This is a genomic window from Rhodoferax sp. GW821-FHT07G04, from assembly GCF_059418585.1.
Window position 1 is genome coordinate 979,345 of record NZ_JBWKQD010000001.1, and the last position, 16,242, is coordinate 995,586.

The window sequence follows — 16,242 nt, forward strand, 5'->3', positions numbered from 1 at the left end:
TGTGGACAAAACACGTCTGGGTCACGGTCAGAGCCCCGGCTTCCAAACGTGATGGCATGCTAGGAATGCACCGTCTCTGGACCGTCTCTGGCCATACCCAGCCGGGTTCTTGGTCTGGCACACTGCGCCCCATGCTGCACCTGCTTGGCGTACCCACATGGCGATTGGCTGACGGCCCTGACCACCGGCTCCCCGTGGGCCTGCCCGCCTGTCTGTTGGTCTACCTGGCTTGCCATGGGCGATGGATAGAGCGCGAGGTGCTGGCCGATGTGTTTTGGCCGGAGCGCCCGCGCGACGAAGCCCGACACAACTTGCGCGTCAACCTGCACCGCGTGCGCCAGTTGCTGGAGGCCCTGGCACAAGGCCAGGCGCTGCAAGCCGAGCGCTCTCGCGTCTGCCTGAACCTACCTTTGGATCTGGACGCACTGCGCTCCGCCATGGACGCCGCCGATGGGGCTGCGTTGCACCGCCTGCAACCCGCGCGCTGGCTGGAAGGCTTTCAGCTCAGCGGGTTTGACGACTTCTGGGAATGGGCTCGCACGCTGGGCATACAACTGCAATCGCAATGGCAGCTGGCCTGCGAACGCGCACTGCGTGCCCACGGCCATGCCAAGCCCGAACCGGCTTGGCTGGTGCCGCTGCAGCATGCAGTGCAGGCACAACTGGGCGGTGAAGAACAGGATGGCCCCACCCCCGGGAAACCGCAGGCCAACACACCGCTGTTTGGGCGGCAAGCCATTTTGCAAACCCTGCGCAGGCCCGCACTGCGGGCCATTGTCTTGGTGGGTGAGGCTGGCATGGGCAAAAGTTCGCTGCTGAACGCGGTCCTGGTCCAGCCCACACCCACGCTCAAGGGGCGCGAAGGCCTGCAGCAAATTCCCTATCGGCCGGTAGCGGAGTACCTGTTGTCGCATATGGATGCCCTGCGCGCCGCCTTGCGCCAGGTGGATGGCAGCCTGACTGCCTACCGCCTGGACCTGGCCCGCCTGCTGCCCGATCTGGCGCCGGACGATCCACTGCCGCCGCTGGATATGCAGACTGCCAAGTCACGCCTGCTGGAGGGGCTGGCACGGGTGCTGGAATCCATGGGAGACTGGCTGTTGGTAGATGACCTCCAGTGGTGCGACAGCTCCACACTGGAACTATTGAGCCTGCTCGCCCACCGCGGCACGCTGCGCTGGCGGGCTGCTGCGCGGGGCCACGAGCTGAACGATGCACAGCGCCATTGGGTGCAGCAGTTGGAGCAAGCCGGCCATCTGAGCCTGCTGCCGCTAGAAGGCCTGGGCCTGGACGCCATAGCCCAGTGCTGCAAGCAGCGACGCCCGCAGCAGATCTGGAGCAGCACCGACCTGGAACGCCTGCATACTGCGTGCAGCGGCAACCCCTTCGTGCTCAACGAACTGCTGCTGGCACATACAGAGCCCAGTGGCGCGCAGACCCTGAGCCTGCCGCGCAGCGTGCGCGAACTGCTGCAGCGCCGCCTGCACGCCCTGCCCAGCGCTGCGCGCGCATTGGTAGAGGCGGCATCAGTGGCCGTGCGCCCCCTGCCCCTACAGGTGCTGGCCCAGTTGGCCGAGGGGGCGTCCATAGGGTCCGACACCGCATTGCTGAACGCGGCGCAGATTGCGCTGGACGCCGAGATGCTGCGAGAAGACCGCACCGGTCTGCAATGCCGCCACGACCTGGTGCGCCAGGCTGTGGAGGCCGGCCTGAGCGAAACGCTTCGCCAAGCCTTGCACCGGCGTACCGCGCTGGCCCTGGGCGGCCGCCCCGAAGGCAATGCCGAGCCCTTGGCCATCGCCGCGCATTGGAGCGCCGCACAGGAACCGCAAACCGCCTTGGCCTGGATGCAGCGCGGCGCGGTGCAGCTCAAGATGCGTGGCCGCTTTGACGAGGCCCGCGCACTGTGGACCCAGGTCGCCGAAGAATCCCTGGATGCCACACAAGCCCTGCAAGCGCGCCTGGCACTGGCCGAATGCGAGCTGCTCACCGACCTGGCACGCGGCCGCACCGCGCTACTGGAGGTGCTGGCCCAGGTATCGGCCGTGGCCGAGCCCGCGCAGCGCGACCAGATCGAAGGGCAGACGCTGTCGGGCCTGGTGGATAACGCCGTGTTTTCTGGCGATCTGGACGCCGCCCGCAGCGCGGCCGAACGCCTGCGCCCCATGCTGCCCCGCCTGCGCGTGGACGACCGCGTGCACGCCTGCGAGGTGCTGATCGAGCTGGCCATGCGCGAGCCAGACATAGACGCGGCCTGGGCCCTTCTGGAGCAGATGCAACGCCTGGTTCCTGCCCGCCCGTCCACGCTGAGTTTCGCGGCGCAGATCCACTGGTTTGCCGGCGACGCCCGCGCCGCGCGCGATGCATTTGAGGCCCTGCTATCAGCCCATCCGGACTACTGCAGCGGTCTGACGATAGAGAACGATCTGGCCGTGATGCTGCATGCCCAGGGCCAGCTGGACCGCGCCGAATTGATGGCACGGCGCAGCCTGGCCAGTTGGGCCGGTGTTGCACACACCGAGACCCTGTCGTGGCTGGTGCTGGGCTCGGTACTCACCAGCGCGGGCCGCCATGCCGAGGCCCACGAGGCCTTGGACAAGGCTCTGCATCTGGGCCGCGCCCAATCGTCCGCACTGTTTGTGGCCTTGGCCTATGTGCGCCGCGCCCACATGTACACCCAATGCACGCGCTGGACGCAAGCCAGCAACGACCTGGATTGCGCCGAACCCATGCTGCGGGGCAGTACCGACCCGCTGCGGGTCTCGCAATACGCCTGGCTGCGTGTGCGCTGCCAAGTGGCCCTGGGCCAGCCCGTGGACCGCAGGCTGGCGGATCGACTGTACGCCCTCACTCAGCGCAGCGCCCACCCACTATTGCACGCACGCCTGGCCAGCATGGAGGCAGAACTAGCCCTGCTGGATGGCAACACATTGCTCGCCAAAGGAGCTGCCCAGCGCCAGTTGCAGATAGCGGCGGATGCCGGCATGCAAGAGTGGCAGGTTGATGCACTGCTGATGCAGGCCCGAGCCTGCAGCGAGCCCGCCCGGGTGCGTAGCTTGCTACATGAGGCCAAGGCCCTTGCCAACGCACAGGGGTTCGCCCATCTGGCCTCGCGTGCAGATACAGCCCTGGCTTTGGCAGGGCCATAGCAGACCCGCTACCCTGCACACCCCACCGTTCGAGGCCGAGGCAAATGTCCGGATATGGCTATTCCACCGCCATACGATGGGGTTTTATTCACACAGAAAACACCATGACCTCTACACGCCACACCACCTTCAAAGCCCTGCATACTGCCGCCACCCCCCTCCTCATGCCCAACGCCTGGGACGCAGCCAGCGCGGCCTTGTTTGCGGGGGAAGGCGCCAGCGCCATTGCCACGTCCAGCGCCTCGTTGGCGTGGTCGCTCGGCTATGCCGATGGCGGCACCCTGCCACGCCATGAATTGCTGGCTGCCATTGCGCGCATCCAACGTGTCATCACCGTGCCGCTGACGGTGGATGTAGAAGATGGCTATAGCGATGACCCACAGGCCGTTGCCGCCCTGGTGGCCGAGGTGGCTGCGCTGGGCGTGGCCGGCATCAACCTGGAAGATGGCGCGCAACCCGCGCAATTGCTGGCGGACAAGATCACTGCCATACGCCACACCCTGGGCAGCACCCCGCTGTTCATCAATGCCCGCACCGACGTCTACCTGCGCGGCTTGGCCAAGGGCGATGCCGCCAGGGCCATGACCCTGGAACGCGCCACGCTCTACCAGGCCGCCGGCGCAGACGGCCTCTTTGTGCCGGGCATGGCCAGCGTCGACGACACGACCCACATCGCCAGCCGCACCCCGCTGCCACTGAACCTGATGCTGCTACCCAGCATGCCTGCCATAGCCAGCCTGTTTGCGGCCGGTGCCCGCCGCTTCACCGCAGGCCCCGCCACCTTCCTCACCGCCTACGGCCACGCGCAGAGGCTGGCGCACGCACTGCTGAAGGACCAGGAAGCCGCGGGCTTGTTTGTGAACGGCGTGACCTACGGCGCAATGAACGCGCTGTTTACAGTTACTGGCTCGCAACCTGGTTGATGTTGGCCACGCGCTCCTTGTCGAAGACGGCAATGATGCGCGTGTGCTGGTAGCGCTGGTGCTCTTTCATCTTCACGTCCTTGGGGCTGTTCACATCGCCGTTGCCAAACACTTTGTAGAACTCGTGCGGCACGTTGACCAGGTACTTGTCCATGATGTCCAGGGGCACCTCGGAGCGCTTCTTGGCCAGGTCGGTATTGACCTTGTGGTTGCCATACGCCGACGCATTGCCGATGGACAGCAGTATCACCTTGCGCCCCTTGCTTTCGCGTGCCAGGAAGTCGGCGAAGTGCACCAGGCGGTCGTGCTCCAGGCTGCCACGCGCAATCTGGGCCGACCCATTGGGGAAAAACACGGAGAGCTCTCCGGTGCCCTGCAAAGCAGCCATCTCCTCGATGGTCTTCAACGAGCGCTGCGCCGTTTCCAGCGACCTCTGGCTGGTGGTCTTGATCGCATCCAGGTCTTGCTTGGCGCCCTGGTTGGCAGTCTTGATGTCCGCAATGCCACTCATCACTTCTGCGTGCGCATTCACAAACTGCCGGACCGCCACATTGGCATCCGGTGAAGGCGCCTTCTGCACGGCGGCGCCGTCATCTGCGGGCGTCTGCGACGTGGTTCCGCACGCCATCAGCATGGGCAGTGCAATCAGAGAAGCGGCTGCGATCTTTATCAGCATGGTGTTTCCTAAAAGTTGCAAGAGAGATTCGGGCTTTTGTAAAACCCCGGCGATTCTCACTTGGCAACTTGCCCCTGCAGCCTCGCTTTTGGTAAGGGGATGTTTCATTTGTAGAAGATGCGGGCCAAGCACGAGTAATGTGCGATGGCGCACATACAGAGGGCCCTGGCAATTGCTATTGATTCAGTAGCAAATTGTGCAGCTTGCACGAGGGCTACAGCCCGAATTCACTGTGATGACTCAGCCAAAGCGCTGCACCACAAAGTCCACAAAGCTGCGCAGCTTGGGCGAGCGGTACCGGTCTGGCAAATAGACCACGTGCATGGCCCGGCTGGGCAGCTCGTGCGTGGGGAGTAGCTGCACCAAGTGGCCCGCCTCCACATCAGCCTGCAGCAACGCAGCCGGCTGCAACACAATGCCCAGGCCATGCAACGCGGCCACCCGTAGTCCCTGTCCGTTGTTGACCTGCAAACGGCCCGAGACCGGGACACTGCTGTGTTCACCACCGGCGCCCGTCATACGCCAATGCGCCATCGCCACCGGAGAAAAAGACAAGCACTCGTGCTGGCTCAAGTCCTCGGGCTTGGTGGGCATGCCCCGGCGCGCCAAGTAGGCGGGTGATGCGCACACCATCAACCGGTACGGCGCCAGCGGCTTGGCGATCAGCGCTGCAGCTTCGGGCAATGGACCGATGCGGATGGCCGCCTCAAAGCCCTCCTCCACCAGATCGACCACGCGGTCGTTCAAGGCGACATCGACGCTGACATCCGGGTAACGGTCCATGTACTCCGGCAAGGCCGGCATCAGCGCCTCGGTGCCAAAGCTGATGGGTGCGGTGATGCGCAGCTTGCCGGCGGGCGCCAGTTGCAGGTTCTGCGCCTGCGCATCGGTCTCGGCCACCAACCGCAGGATCTCCTTGCAGCGGGTGTAGTAGTCCTCGCCAAAGGTGGTGAGGCGCTGGCGCCGCGTGGTGCGGCTCAGCAGTTGCATGCCCAGGCGCTTCTCCAGCGTGCGCAGGTGGTTGCCGGCCATCGTGGCGGAGATGTCGCAGGCCGTGGCGGCGGCGCTAAGGCTGCCCTTCTCAACGGCCAAAACGTAGACCTTCATGCTGTCCAGCAAATCCATTGATTAACAATCCTGAGTTTTAAATCTATCAACTTGGCAGCAGTTTATCTCCGATGGATTTCAAATGAAACTGCGGCTTTCCTTCACCCATTCAAAGAAAGCCCAGACCATGAAAGCCATCCAACTCACCGCCCCTTCCCTGACCGCGTTCCGCCAAACCGAGCTGCCCGACCCCAAGGCCGGCCCCGGCGAGGTGCTGGTGCGTTTACGCGCCGCCACGCTGAACTACCTGGACGTGGCCATCGCCACCGGCGCCTTCCCCGGTGCGAGCTTCCCCATGGTGCCGGTGGCCGACGGTGCGGGCGAAATTGCCGCGCTGGGCGCAGGCGTCACAGATGTAGCCATTGGCGACCGCGTGATCCCCCACTTCATGCCCCACTGGCAGGGCGGGGCCATCACCCCGCGCAATGTGGCTTCGCTGCGCGGCGTCAACCTGCCGGGCTCGCTGGCCGAATATGTGGCCGTGCCCGCCAGCAGTGTGGTCGCGCTGCCGGCGCATCTGGATTACGCACAGGCCGCGGCACTGCCCATTGCCGCCACCACGGCCTGGAACGGTGTGCGCTCGGCCCAGTTGCGCCCCGGCTCGGTGGTGGTGATCTTGGGCACCGGCGGCGTCAGCATCTTTGCGCTGCAGTTCGCCAAGGCATCGGGGGCCACGGTGATCATCGCCTCGTCATCCGATGCCAAGCTGGAGCGCGCACGCCAACTCGGCGCAGACCACGGCATCAACTACCGCGCCACACCGGCCTGGGATGAAGAAGTGCTAAAGCTGACCAACGGCCGCGGCGCCGACCTGGTGGTGGAAACGGTGGGCGAAGCCACCTTCACACGCTCGCTGAACGCAGCAGCCGTGGGCGGCACGGTGTTCACGGTGGGTTTTGTGACCGGCACCACCGCAAAGATCGATTTACTGCCCATCATCGTCAAGGCCTTGCGCATCGTCGGCAACAACACCGGCTCGGTGGCCGACCTGGCGGAGGCGGTGCGGGCCATTGCGGCACACCGCATAACGCCGGTGATTGACCGGGTGTTTGGCATTGCGGATACGGCCGAGGCGTATGCGGAACTCAGCGCGGGTGGAAAACACTTTGGCAAGATTGCCATCGTGCATTGATGAATGGGAGCGGCCTAAGCCGTCTGGCATGCAGCAGCAAACAACTTGAAGAGCTGGGCCTGCCAAGGGCCTTCGTGGTCCACGGCCGTTTGCACCAGCACCGTCTTGCTGTCCTGGTCGACCAGCACGCGCTGGCCATGGTGGCCGTTCATCACCATCCAACTGCCATCGGCTTTGGCGTGCCAGAAAAAGGCCTTGTAACCCGTACCGGGCCGGACAGCGCCATGCCGAACCTGCTTGTCCTTGTCTGACCAGGTCGCGCATTCGGTGATCCAGCGTTCACTGACCACCTGCTTCCCGTTGATGTTTCCGCGTTGGGCGACCAGTTGCCCCAGCCGCGCCCAATCACGCAAGCGGGCTCCAAAACCGATGCAGTTGTACTCCTTGCCCGTGGAGTCGCATAGCCACGTGGCGTCAGCCTCCGCACCCATGGGTTGCCACAGGGCCTCTTGGCAGAACTCTGCCAGGCTCTTGCCGGTGACCTGCCGAATCACCATGCCGACCGTCAAGGGACACAGCTCGTTGTAGTTGAAGCGGGCGCCCTGCGCTTCGCCACTGGTGTTCCATCCACGCACCACCGGTTCGAGGTCGGCGGCGCGCCCCAGAAACGCTTGGGGGTAGATCGTGGGATTGTCCCGGTCGTGCAGGATGGCAGCGCCACTCGACATATTGCTGAGGTTGCGCAGCGTGACGGCCCCATGCAGAGTGCCTTTGAGCTCTTCGACATACTGGTCAGGCGTGTCTTCCAGAGAGCGGATCAGCCCCCGGTCCAGGCAAATGCCGAGCAAGAGGGAGGTTACGCTTTTGGCCATGGACCAGCTCGTGAAACGCATGTCCGGCGTCCGGTCAAACTGGTATTGCTCTAGCAGGATGCGGCCCTTGCGCGCTACGAGCAGGCCCGTCACGGGCCAAGCCTTCAGATACTCGGCAATAGGCCCCGCCATGGAAGCCAAAGGGTCTGAGCCCGCACGTGGGTTCTGCAATTCACTGGCCTGCCCCGATCCTGCGCTGATGGTCCGGGTGCGAAACATGGTTTCGTAGCCACCGGAGTAGTTGCCGATGCGGTAGAGCTTATCGGTCCAGTCGCGTTTTAAGCCCCAGCCTGTTGGGTAACCCAGTGAGCGCTGCCATTCGTCCGCTGCGGCGTAGGCGGATCTGCCTACGGTCAGGCCGCTGAGGCCTGCCATCAAGAGCTTGCGTCGTTGCATAGAGTCGACTTCTCCTGGTGAGATATCGTTTGACCAGGGGGCATCTTATGACCAGAATGCGCGCCAACAACTATTGCGGGGAGACATTCATCATGCTCAATGACGCACGCACCCACGGATTGTGGGAAGCCTCCGCGCCACCCGGACCCACGCCACAACGCCTGGAAGAGCGGATCAGTGTCGACGTTGTGGTTGTGGGGGCGGGATACACCGGCTTGTCCGCAGCCTTGCACTTGGCGGAAGGCGGCGCTTCGGTGGCGGTTCTGGAGGCGGTAGAGATCGGGTTTGGTGGATCGGGCCGCAATGTCGGATTGGTCAACGCGGGAATGTGGGTCATGCCCGAAGCCTTGCCCGGTGAACTCGGCCAACTGCATGGCGGTCGGCTGCTGGCCTTGCTGGGGAGCGGGCCTTCGCTGGTGTACGACATCGTGGAGCGCCAGGGAATCGACTGCGAGCCGGTGCGCAACGGCACTTTGCACTGTGCCGTGGGGGCGTCCGGCCTGAGCAACATTACCGAACGTGCCAGGCAATGGAAGGCCCTGAGTGCACCGGTGACCTTGCTAGATGCCGATGAAACCGCGAAAAGAACCGGCACCCACGCCTACCGCGGCGCGTTGCTCGACATGCGGGCCGGCACCATCCAACCCCTAGCGTATGCGCGAGGACTGGCCCGTGCCGCCGTAACAAGCGGCGCACGCGTGTACGTCAACAGCCCGGTGGCGGCGGTGGAAGATGTGGGCACGCACTGGTGCCTGCGCACCGCTGGTGGCGGCACCGTAAATGCCAAGTGGGTCATTGTTGCCACCAATGCCTACACAGGCCCCAACGGGGTCTGGAGCGAGCTGGGCACAGAACTCGTCAGGCTGCCCTATTTCAACATGGCCACCGCATGCCTCAGCGCAAAGATGCGGGAGGCCATACTGCCGGGTCTGCAAGGTGCATGGGACACCCGCGACGTGCTCTCGTCCTTTCGCCTCGACAAGGCCGGCCGCCTGGTGTTCGGCAGTGTTGGCGCACTGCGCGGCGTGGGTCTTCCCATTCACCAGTCGTGGGGCCGCAGGGCGTTGGCAAAGCTGTTCCCGGCACTCAAAGGCATTCCATTCGAATACGAGTGGTACGGCTGGATTGGAATGACCCCGAACGCGCTCCCCCGCTACCACCGGCTGGCGCGCAACACCATTTCTTTCAGCGGCTACAACGGCCGCGGCATTGCCACCGGAACCATCTTTGGGCGGGAGCTTGCCAAGCTGGCGCTGGGCCACATTCAAGAAGCCGATCTGCCGCTGCCGCTCAGCCCCGTGGCGCCGGTGTCCATCCGGCCCGTGCGGGAAGCGTTTTACGAAGTCGGCGCCCAGGTTGCACACCTCAGCGCTGCTCGCTTCTAGCTGGGGTGCCGGAGATGTAGGCAAGAGAGCTTTCTTTCTGTGTCGCCCGTCCACGGTGCGCACATGGCTTACCAGATTTTGCTAGCGAGAAGCTACAAAATAGATAGCGTACTGTGCATATCCGACGAGGGCTAGAGGCTCGTTTCGTCTTAGGATTCAACCAACAACCCTACATTGGGTATGAAAAGGCCTTTTTGGACCCCTAAATCTCCACCTTGGCCCGGTCCTCAATCAGCGTCGGCGCTATGCGCCAACGACGAACAACTGGAGTTGGAGGCCGTGCTCGCCGGCCATGTGACAGGCCTGCTGACCAGCGTCACCGCCACCGCACACATTCGCACCGGACGGCTGGTGCCACTGCTCATGGCGCATGTGACCGACCCTCGCAGCCCGTGCGTACGCGGACTTTTATCGACTTGGCGATTGCGCGGCTTGCGGATAACCCGGCGTATTGTTTTGACGGCTAAGGAGCTGGCTGAGGCTTGCACCTCAAAGTATTAACGCTGATCTTCACCCATCTGGCTTGCAATGAAATGCATGATTGGCCAACCACCGACGACAAGTGCCCAACCTGCAATTGCGAAGGTGTCCGAATTTCTCCCAAACAAACCAAAGCTATGGAAGATGCCATTCAAGTAGAGCGCATTAGGAAATATTAAAAACCAGGGGAGGATCACAAATGGGATGCACAAAAGTGCGAGAACCTTGAACCTTCGCTTGAGGAGCCAGACCCCAAATGCCGTCGCCAACACGGAGAGCAATGGCAGTCCCAAGGCGGAACCAAGCAGGTAAGCGATCCGTTCCACTGATACCGGAATTGAAGCAATACGCTCATGGATCTAAAAGATTTTCCCATCCTCGTATTTGAAACGATAAGTCTGACCTTTGAAATCGACCACTTCAATGAACTGCTTCTGAAACAAAAAACCTTCTGAGAATATGTCAGCGCCCGACACACTCCAGAGCAGCCGCCCGTCTTCCGAAATACGTGCTATATCCAGCTCTCCATGCGAAATGAGCACCTGACGCTGCTCTTCAAAATAGATACCAAAGCACGTAGCCGGATCAACTTGGACGGACCACTTGTATTGGAATGGGTACGGATTCAAGCAGACGACGCTATCTCCCACGGCAACATAGACCAGCCCTTTGGCGTACGCACACGAATGCTCATGCACTCCACTGGCGCCACCGCCGTTGGCAAACACGGCAAGCGGACTTCCATTCAGCAAGAGACCATGGATGGAGCTTGACCTTGCCTGTGGGGCGAGGTCCTTGGCGAACGGGTAGGTCCGTTCGTTGTCGGAAGAACCAAACGAATAGGTTGGTTCGTTGATGATTTCTATGGCTCCCGCGCCACAGTCGAAACGCAGCATACTTGGTGCGGCAATTTAACGGGACCTAACCAGCAGCTTTTTGTGGCAGAAAACGCCAAGCCGCCTTATTCCCCTTGAGCTCTGGAATCATCTCGATTAACCCAGCGTCCCGCAATTTGTAGAACTCGGATTTCATCGCATTCTCACTCTTGATACCAGTTATGTCACGTGCTTGACGATTTGTAATGCCACCGTGTTTTTCAAGAAACTCCATGATCGCTTCCTGTGGAGTTGCTAACGGCGCATGCGGAATAACAACTCTCACATAATTGCCTTCATCAAGAATCTCCGGACTCCGAAGCCGCCAATCCTTCATTTTTTGAAAGGCAGTATTTAATCCCTCCCCGATATCCTTGTTTGGAGGATTCTTGTAACGCGAGAGCATTCCTACGACTTTGGGATTCCTTGCATAACGGACATCAAGGATGTTGTCCTTGTTGACAAAGGCAGGCAAACGTCCCGGACTGAGGACTTCGATTCGATTGTCAAATATCAGAATTTGGACATCGTCTGACATCGAATAGTCGCGATGAATGAGAGCATTCACCACGATCTCCCAAAGTGTTTCAGGTGGATAGGCCATTGCCTTGGGTCCATCTGTTGTCCACACATTGATTGTTGACATGATGGTAGTTACTCGTGTAACCGTCATGTTTATCAAATCAATGAGTGGCCCTTCGACCGATTCGATTGCGCCGAGGTGTTCACGATCCGGATCATCATCCTTCGTCTCATAACGGATGATGCGTACGGAACACTTTTTGGGAACCAAGCTTGCAGGCTCCGTGGCGAACAAAAGTAGACCCGCCACCTTTGGCTTGAACGTCTTCCGATCAACAAGATTCTTGTTGAGCGCTAGTTCAAGCGGATCTGAGGTCGGAGAATAGTCGGCCAAGAAGGCTGCCAAAGGAGGAGCGTCAACGATGTCCTCGGCCATTGCGTTTTCTACTGAATAGTCCTCATATGAGTCCGCCCCCTTCGCAAATGAAAGGGCAGTTATGCGTGCTGGATCTGTAATTGGGAGTGATTGCGCACCTTTGCGCTCGTAAACAGTTCCGTCTGACGTCTTGTGAATGGACTGACTCTTCTCTACTTGGATTTTTAGCACATACGTATGCTTTCCTTCAGCCTTGAGAAACGTCAGATCCATTGGAAGCGCCGGCTGAACCTCCACTAGCGCCTGAATATGCTGGTTGTAGTCCTCTATATTTGTCGCACCACTCCATCGCTTATCGGGATCTGGTTCATCCTTTTCGTCTGTTATTCCTACAAACGCCTCACCTCCATCAGAGTTGGCAAAGGCAACAGCAATTTTTTGCAGCTTAGCGCCTTTTATCGCAGCAGCTTTCCTGTCAAAGAAGTGATCCTCTTGTCGTACGGCTAGCAACAGCGCATCGGCGGCAGAGACAGTTTTTGTTTGCATACTGACAGACTATTTGAGGGGTCAAGCGCATAGCGTCTACTTGCTATGTGCTTTGTTTATTGAAGCACAGACGCCAACGGCAACTCGTAACCCTTGTTGAATCGGGCCGCCTCAGTCTATCTCAATAAAAAGCCGAGACAAAGCGACAAAATCACCAGAAAGGGCCACATCTAATGGTTCATCTGCACCAGGCATGCCACTAGGCCGGCAGACCGGGTACCCGTTCATCTGCCCCATTCGCGGTTGCCACAGAACAGGCGCACCATCCAAGCCGTTAACGAACCGCCGCCCGCAAACCCAAAGCCTCCGCCCGCGAGCGTGGGCTAGGGAACGGGTGCCCGGTCTGCCGGCCCCCGCACATACGTAGGCGGAAAGCGTAGGCACTCAAGGCAAATTGCTACAAAAACAATAGTAACATACGCATATTCGACGAGGGCTCTAGCCACATTTCGCTTGAGGATTCGGTCAATAACCCTAAATTGGGTATGAAAAGACCGTTTTTGGCCTTCCTCAATCCGGAATAACCGCCGTCACCTCAATCTCCACCTTGGCCCGGTCCTCAATCAGCGCCGACACCTGCACCGCTGTCATGGCCGCGTTGAAGCTGCCAATGATCTCCCTGAACGCCAAGCCAATCTCGCGCCCTGCGGCTAGGTACTCGCGCTTGTCGGTCACGTACCAGGTCATGCGCACGATGTGTTCGGGCTTGGCGCCCGCCTCATCTAGCACTGCCACCACGTTCAGCAGCGCTTGGCGCACCTGGCCGGCGAAGTCGTCGGTGTGGAACTGGCACTGCGCGTCCCAACCGATCATGCCGGCCACACACACGGTCTGGCCGCGTGCCATGACGCCGTTGGCGTAACCGCGTGGGCGTGCCCAGGTGGGAGGTTGCAGTACTTTAGTCATGTGATGGCTCCTGTCGTCGTATTTGTATTCGTCGTGTCCCACAGCATCAACGCGCTGCGTACATCGGATGGGATGTCCATGGATTGGTGTGTGGCCAGCGACGTGGTCACCAGCACCTGGCGCATGCGCAGGCGCGGGCCGCCGTCGGGGCCGGTGCAGCTTATGTCCAGATTGATGGAGCGTTTGCCGATGCGGGCCACGCTCAAGTGGAACGTGATGTGCTCGCCCATGTGGCTGGGCGCCACAAAGTCACACTGCAGCGACACGGTGGGCAGGCCCACGCGTCGCTCACCTATCAGCGTGGCGTAGTCTATGCCCAGCCCTTGGGTAAACCAGTCTTCCACCACGCCGTTGAGCATGACGAAGTACTGGGGGAAGAACACAATGCCGGCCGGGTCGCAGTGCGAAAAGCGCACGGCGATCTGCTGGCTGAACGTGGCGGCCTGTGCGGCGGGTGCGGCTTGGTCACGCAAGGATGTGGTGGATGCTTCTGCTTCCATCGCGCTAGACCCCGATATAGCGGTGCCACAGGCTGGGGTCCGCACCCAACTGCTGGGAGCTGCCCGCCCACACCACGCGGCCGCGCTCGATGATGGTGTGTTGGTCGGCCAGTTGCACCAGGCGCTGCACGTATTTGTCGATGACCAGAATGCTCTGGCCCTGCGCGCGCAGCGTGGCCAGGCAGCGCCAGATGTCTTCGCGTATCAGCGGGGCCAGGCCTTCGGTGGCTTCGTCCAGCACCAGCAGGTGCGGGTTGGTCATCAGCGCGCGGCCTATGGCCAGCATTTGCTGTTCGCCACCCGACAACTGGTTGCCCATGTTGCGCGCGCGCTCGGCCAGGCGCGGGAACAGCGCATAGACGCGGTCCAGCGTCCACGGGTTGCTGGATGCATTGCGGTTGCCGGCAAAGGCGCGCAGGTTTTCGGCCACGCTGAGCGTGGGGAAGATCATGCGGCCTTCGGGCACCACAGCCATGCCCATGCGCGCGATGCGGTCGGCGCTAAGCCGCTCGATGCGTTCACCCATAAAACGCACCGTGCCGCTGTGGCTGGGTGTCAGGCCCAGCAGGGAGCGCACGGTGGTGGTCTTGCCCATGCCGTTGCGGCCCAACAGTGTGGACACACCGCCCTGCTCTATGCGCAGGCTGATGCCAAATAACACCTGGCTGGGGCCGTAGGCGGTTTGTAGGTCGTCGATTTCCAGCAGCGCGGTCATTGTGCGGCCTCCACCTCATCACCCAGGTAGGCTTTGCGCACCTCGGCGTTGTCGCGTATGGACTGTGCGTTGCCGCTGGCGATGACCTTGCCAAACACCAGTACCGAGATGGTGTCGGCCAGGCGGAAGACGGCGTCCATGTCGTGCTCCACCAGCAATATCGTGGTCTCGCCGCGCAGGCTTTGCAGCAGCGTGACCATGCGTTCGGATTCGTCCGGCCCCATGCCGGCCATGGGTTCGTCCAGCAGCAGCAACTGGGGTTTGGTGGCCAGTGCCAGGCCCACTTCCAGCTGGCGCTGTTCGCCGTGTGACAGTGCGCCACACAATCGGTTCATGTGCTGGCCCAAGCCCACGCGTTCGGCAACGGCTGCGGCTGCGGCATAACGCGCGCTCTCGGTGCGCGCGGCGCGCCAGAAAGTCATGCTGCTGCCGTCCACGGCCTGCACGGCCAGCGCCAGGTTGTCCAGCACGGATAACTTTTTGAAGATGCTGGTGATCTGGTACGAGCGCACCAGGCCCTTGCGTGCGCGCTGGTGCATGGGCATGCCGCCCAGGTCGGCACCGTTGAACACGATGCGGCCCGCGTCGGATTGCAGTGCGCCCGATATCTGGTGGATCAGTGTGGTCTTGCCGGCGCCGTTGGGGCCGATCAATGCGTGGATCTGGCCCTGGTGAACGCTTAAATTGGCATGGTCGGTGGCGGTCAGGCCGCCAAAACGTTTGACCAAACCTTGCACATCCAACACGATGGCGGCGCTCATGCTGCTGCCCCCTTGCGACGCAGCATGCTGGTCAGCCCATTGGGGGCCAGCAGCACCACACCCAGCAGCACGGCGCCCAGGCCCAGTTGCCAGTGGATGGTGTAATGGCTTAAAAATTCTTCCAACAGCAGAAACACAATGGCGCCCAGCACGCCGCCATACAAATGGCCCACGCCACCCAGGATGACCATGATCATCAGCATGCCGGACTGGTTCCACTGCATCAACGCCGGGCTGACAAAACTGCCCTGGTTGGCCAAGAGTGCGCCGGCCAAGCCAGCCAGCGCACCGGCCAGCACAAAGGCCACCAGCTTGTAGCGGAACACGGGGAAGCCAATCGCCGTCATGCGGACCTCGTTCTCGCGTATGGCCTGCAGCACATGGCCAAAACGTGCATTCAGCAGGCGGGTGATCAGCATCATGGCGGCCACCAACAGTGCCAGCGTGACGTAATAGAAGTGTGTGTCTTCACCCAGGTTGACACCCAGGCCCATGCTGGAGCGCCCTGCCAGCGACATGCCATCGTCGCCACCATAGGCCTTGAGCGAGACCACCAGGTAATACAACATCTGCGCAAAGGCCAGTGTGATCATGATGAAGTAGACGCCCTGCGTGCGCAGGCTGACCCAGCCAATCAGCAGCGCGGCCGTGGCACTGACCAGCATGGCGATGGGCCACGCGGCCCAGGCCGACACCACGCCGCTTTGCATCAAAATAGCCACCGTGTAGGCGCCCACGCCCACAAACGCGGCATGGCCAAAGCTGACCATGCCACCAAAGCCGAGTATCAAATTCAGGCTGGTGGCGGCCAGCGCGAATATCAGAATGCGCGTGGCCAGGCCTACGTAAAACGTGTCACCGGCAAGTGATGCCAGCAACGGCAGCGCGGCCAGCAAGGCCAGCACCGGCAACGACCAGCGCAGTTGCAGCGAATGGTCCAGCAGGCTGGGCACGGATGTGTCGTGTGTCGTTTGCATGCGT

Annotated in this window: 15 protein-coding genes; 4 read left to right on the top strand and 11 right to left on the bottom strand. The window is 61.5% G+C overall.

Annotation, left to right across the window (positions count from 1 at the left end):
- Positions 1-131 precede the first annotated feature (131 nt).
- Positions 132-3,149: an ATP-binding protein gene (locus AC07OO_RS04555; protein ID WP_495080858.1), complete on the top strand. Its 3,018-nt coding sequence runs from the start codon at positions 132-134 to the stop codon at positions 3,147-3,149.
- Between the two features lie 104 nt (positions 3,150-3,253).
- Positions 3,254-4,072, top strand: coding sequence for an isocitrate lyase/PEP mutase family protein (locus AC07OO_RS04560; protein ID WP_495080859.1), 819 nt, complete (start codon positions 3,254-3,256; stop codon positions 4,070-4,072).
- On the opposite strand, the gene AC07OO_RS04565 is transcribed toward AC07OO_RS04560, so the two are convergent.
- Together AC07OO_RS04565 and AC07OO_RS04570 are read right to left on the bottom strand one after the other, a co-directional pair.
- A complete protein-coding gene (locus AC07OO_RS04565) occupies positions 4,050-4,748 on the bottom strand; it encodes a hypothetical protein (RefSeq protein WP_495080860.1) in 699 nt (232 codons plus the stop codon). The two genes, AC07OO_RS04560 and AC07OO_RS04565, sit on opposite strands and share 23 nt — an antisense overlap.
- Before the next feature lie 240 nt (positions 4,749-4,988).
- Entirely contained in the window at positions 4,989-5,873 is an 885-nt protein-coding gene (locus AC07OO_RS04570) for a LysR family transcriptional regulator (RefSeq protein ID WP_495080861.1), read from the bottom strand.
- Positions 5,874-5,982: 109 nt separating this feature from the next.
- Here AC07OO_RS04570 and AC07OO_RS04575 point away from each other — a divergent pair, with 109 nt between their 5' ends.
- Positions 5,983-6,987 carry a zinc-dependent alcohol dehydrogenase family protein gene (locus AC07OO_RS04575; protein ID WP_495080862.1) on the top strand — a complete coding sequence of 335 codons (1,005 nt, stop codon included), beginning with the start codon at positions 5,983-5,985 and terminating at the stop codon, positions 6,985-6,987.
- A 14-nt stretch (positions 6,988-7,001) separates the two neighbouring features.
- Here AC07OO_RS04575 and AC07OO_RS04580 read toward each other — a convergent pair whose 3' ends face one another.
- Complete coding sequence (locus AC07OO_RS04580; RefSeq protein WP_495080863.1) at positions 7,002-8,195, bottom strand: serine hydrolase domain-containing protein; 1,194 nt, start codon at positions 8,193-8,195, stop codon at positions 7,002-7,004.
- 47 nt (positions 8,196-8,242) lie between these two features.
- Between AC07OO_RS04580 and AC07OO_RS04585 the strand changes: the two genes are divergently transcribed.
- Complete coding sequence (locus AC07OO_RS04585) at positions 8,243-9,580, top strand: NAD(P)/FAD-dependent oxidoreductase (protein WP_495080864.1); 1,338 nt, start codon at positions 8,243-8,245, stop codon at positions 9,578-9,580.
- Between the two features lie 497 nt (positions 9,581-10,077).
- Here AC07OO_RS04585 and AC07OO_RS04590 read toward each other — a convergent pair whose 3' ends face one another.
- From AC07OO_RS04590 to AC07OO_RS04625, 8 genes are all read right to left on the bottom strand, one after another.
- Complete coding sequence (locus tag AC07OO_RS04590) at positions 10,078-10,386, bottom strand: hypothetical protein (RefSeq protein ID WP_495080865.1); 309 nt, start codon at positions 10,384-10,386, stop codon at positions 10,078-10,080.
- A 33-nt stretch (positions 10,387-10,419) separates the two neighbouring features.
- Positions 10,420-10,956, bottom strand: coding sequence for a hypothetical protein (locus AC07OO_RS04595; RefSeq protein ID WP_495080866.1), 537 nt, complete (start codon positions 10,954-10,956; stop codon positions 10,420-10,422).
- A 25-nt stretch (positions 10,957-10,981) separates the two neighbouring features.
- Positions 10,982-12,379 carry an RNA/DNA-binding domain-containing protein gene (locus AC07OO_RS04600; RefSeq protein WP_495080867.1) on the bottom strand — a complete coding sequence of 466 codons (1,398 nt, stop codon included), beginning with the start codon at positions 12,377-12,379 and terminating at the stop codon, positions 10,982-10,984.
- Positions 12,380-12,889: 510 nt separating this feature from the next.
- A complete protein-coding gene (locus AC07OO_RS04605) occupies positions 12,890-13,285 on the bottom strand; it encodes a RidA family protein (RefSeq protein WP_495080868.1) in 396 nt (131 codons plus the stop codon).
- Complete coding sequence (locus AC07OO_RS04610) at positions 13,282-13,785, bottom strand: acyl-CoA thioesterase (protein ID WP_495080869.1); 504 nt, start codon at positions 13,783-13,785, stop codon at positions 13,282-13,284. The genes AC07OO_RS04605 and AC07OO_RS04610 overlap by 4 nt, the downstream gene beginning before the upstream one ends.
- 4 nt (positions 13,786-13,789) lie before the next feature.
- Positions 13,790-14,500 carry an ABC transporter ATP-binding protein gene (locus AC07OO_RS04615; protein ID WP_495080870.1) on the bottom strand — a complete coding sequence of 237 codons (711 nt, stop codon included), beginning with the start codon at positions 14,498-14,500 and terminating at the stop codon, positions 13,790-13,792.
- Complete coding sequence (locus AC07OO_RS04620; protein ID WP_495080871.1) at positions 14,497-15,261, bottom strand: ABC transporter ATP-binding protein; 765 nt, start codon at positions 15,259-15,261, stop codon at positions 14,497-14,499. The genes AC07OO_RS04615 and AC07OO_RS04620 overlap by 4 nt, the downstream gene beginning before the upstream one ends.
- Positions 15,258-16,238, bottom strand: coding sequence for a branched-chain amino acid ABC transporter permease (locus AC07OO_RS04625; RefSeq protein WP_495080872.1), 981 nt, complete (start codon positions 16,236-16,238; stop codon positions 15,258-15,260). Before AC07OO_RS04625 ends, AC07OO_RS04620 begins: the two co-directional genes overlap by 4 nt.
- Between the last annotated feature and the right edge of the window lie 4 nt (positions 16,239-16,242).

Coding starts and splice junctions, on each gene's coding strand:
- AC07OO_RS04555 (WP_495080858.1), top strand. CDS start 132: ATGCTGCACCTGCTTGGCGTACCCACATGGCGATTGGCTGACGGCCCT.
- AC07OO_RS04560 (WP_495080859.1), top strand. CDS start 3,254: ATGACCTCTACACGCCACACCACCTTCAAAGCCCTGCATACTGCCGCC.
- AC07OO_RS04565 (WP_495080860.1), bottom strand. CDS start 4,748: ATGCTGATAAAGATCGCAGCCGCTTCTCTGATTGCACTGCCCATGCTG.
- AC07OO_RS04570 (WP_495080861.1), bottom strand. CDS start 5,873: ATGGATTTGCTGGACAGCATGAAGGTCTACGTTTTGGCCGTTGAGAAG.
- AC07OO_RS04575 (WP_495080862.1), top strand. CDS start 5,983: ATGAAAGCCATCCAACTCACCGCCCCTTCCCTGACCGCGTTCCGCCAA.
- AC07OO_RS04580 (WP_495080863.1), bottom strand. CDS start 8,195: ATGCAACGACGCAAGCTCTTGATGGCAGGCCTCAGCGGCCTGACCGTA.
- AC07OO_RS04585 (WP_495080864.1), top strand. CDS start 8,243: ATGACCAGAATGCGCGCCAACAACTATTGCGGGGAGACATTCATCATG.
- AC07OO_RS04595 (WP_495080866.1), bottom strand. CDS start 10,956: ATGCTGCGTTTCGACTGTGGCGCGGGAGCCATAGAAATCATCAACGAA.
- AC07OO_RS04600 (WP_495080867.1), bottom strand. CDS start 12,379: ATGCAAACAAAAACTGTCTCTGCCGCCGATGCGCTGTTGCTAGCCGTA.
- AC07OO_RS04605 (WP_495080868.1), bottom strand. CDS start 13,285: ATGACTAAAGTACTGCAACCTCCCACCTGGGCACGCCCACGCGGTTAC.
- AC07OO_RS04610 (WP_495080869.1), bottom strand. CDS start 13,785: ATGGAAGCAGAAGCATCCACCACATCCTTGCGTGACCAAGCCGCACCC.
- AC07OO_RS04615 (WP_495080870.1), bottom strand. CDS start 14,500: ATGACCGCGCTGCTGGAAATCGACGACCTACAAACCGCCTACGGCCCC.
- AC07OO_RS04620 (WP_495080871.1), bottom strand. CDS start 15,261: ATGAGCGCCGCCATCGTGTTGGATGTGCAAGGTTTGGTCAAACGTTTT.
- AC07OO_RS04625 (WP_495080872.1), bottom strand. CDS start 16,238: ATGCAAACGACACACGACACATCCGTGCCCAGCCTGCTGGACCATTCG.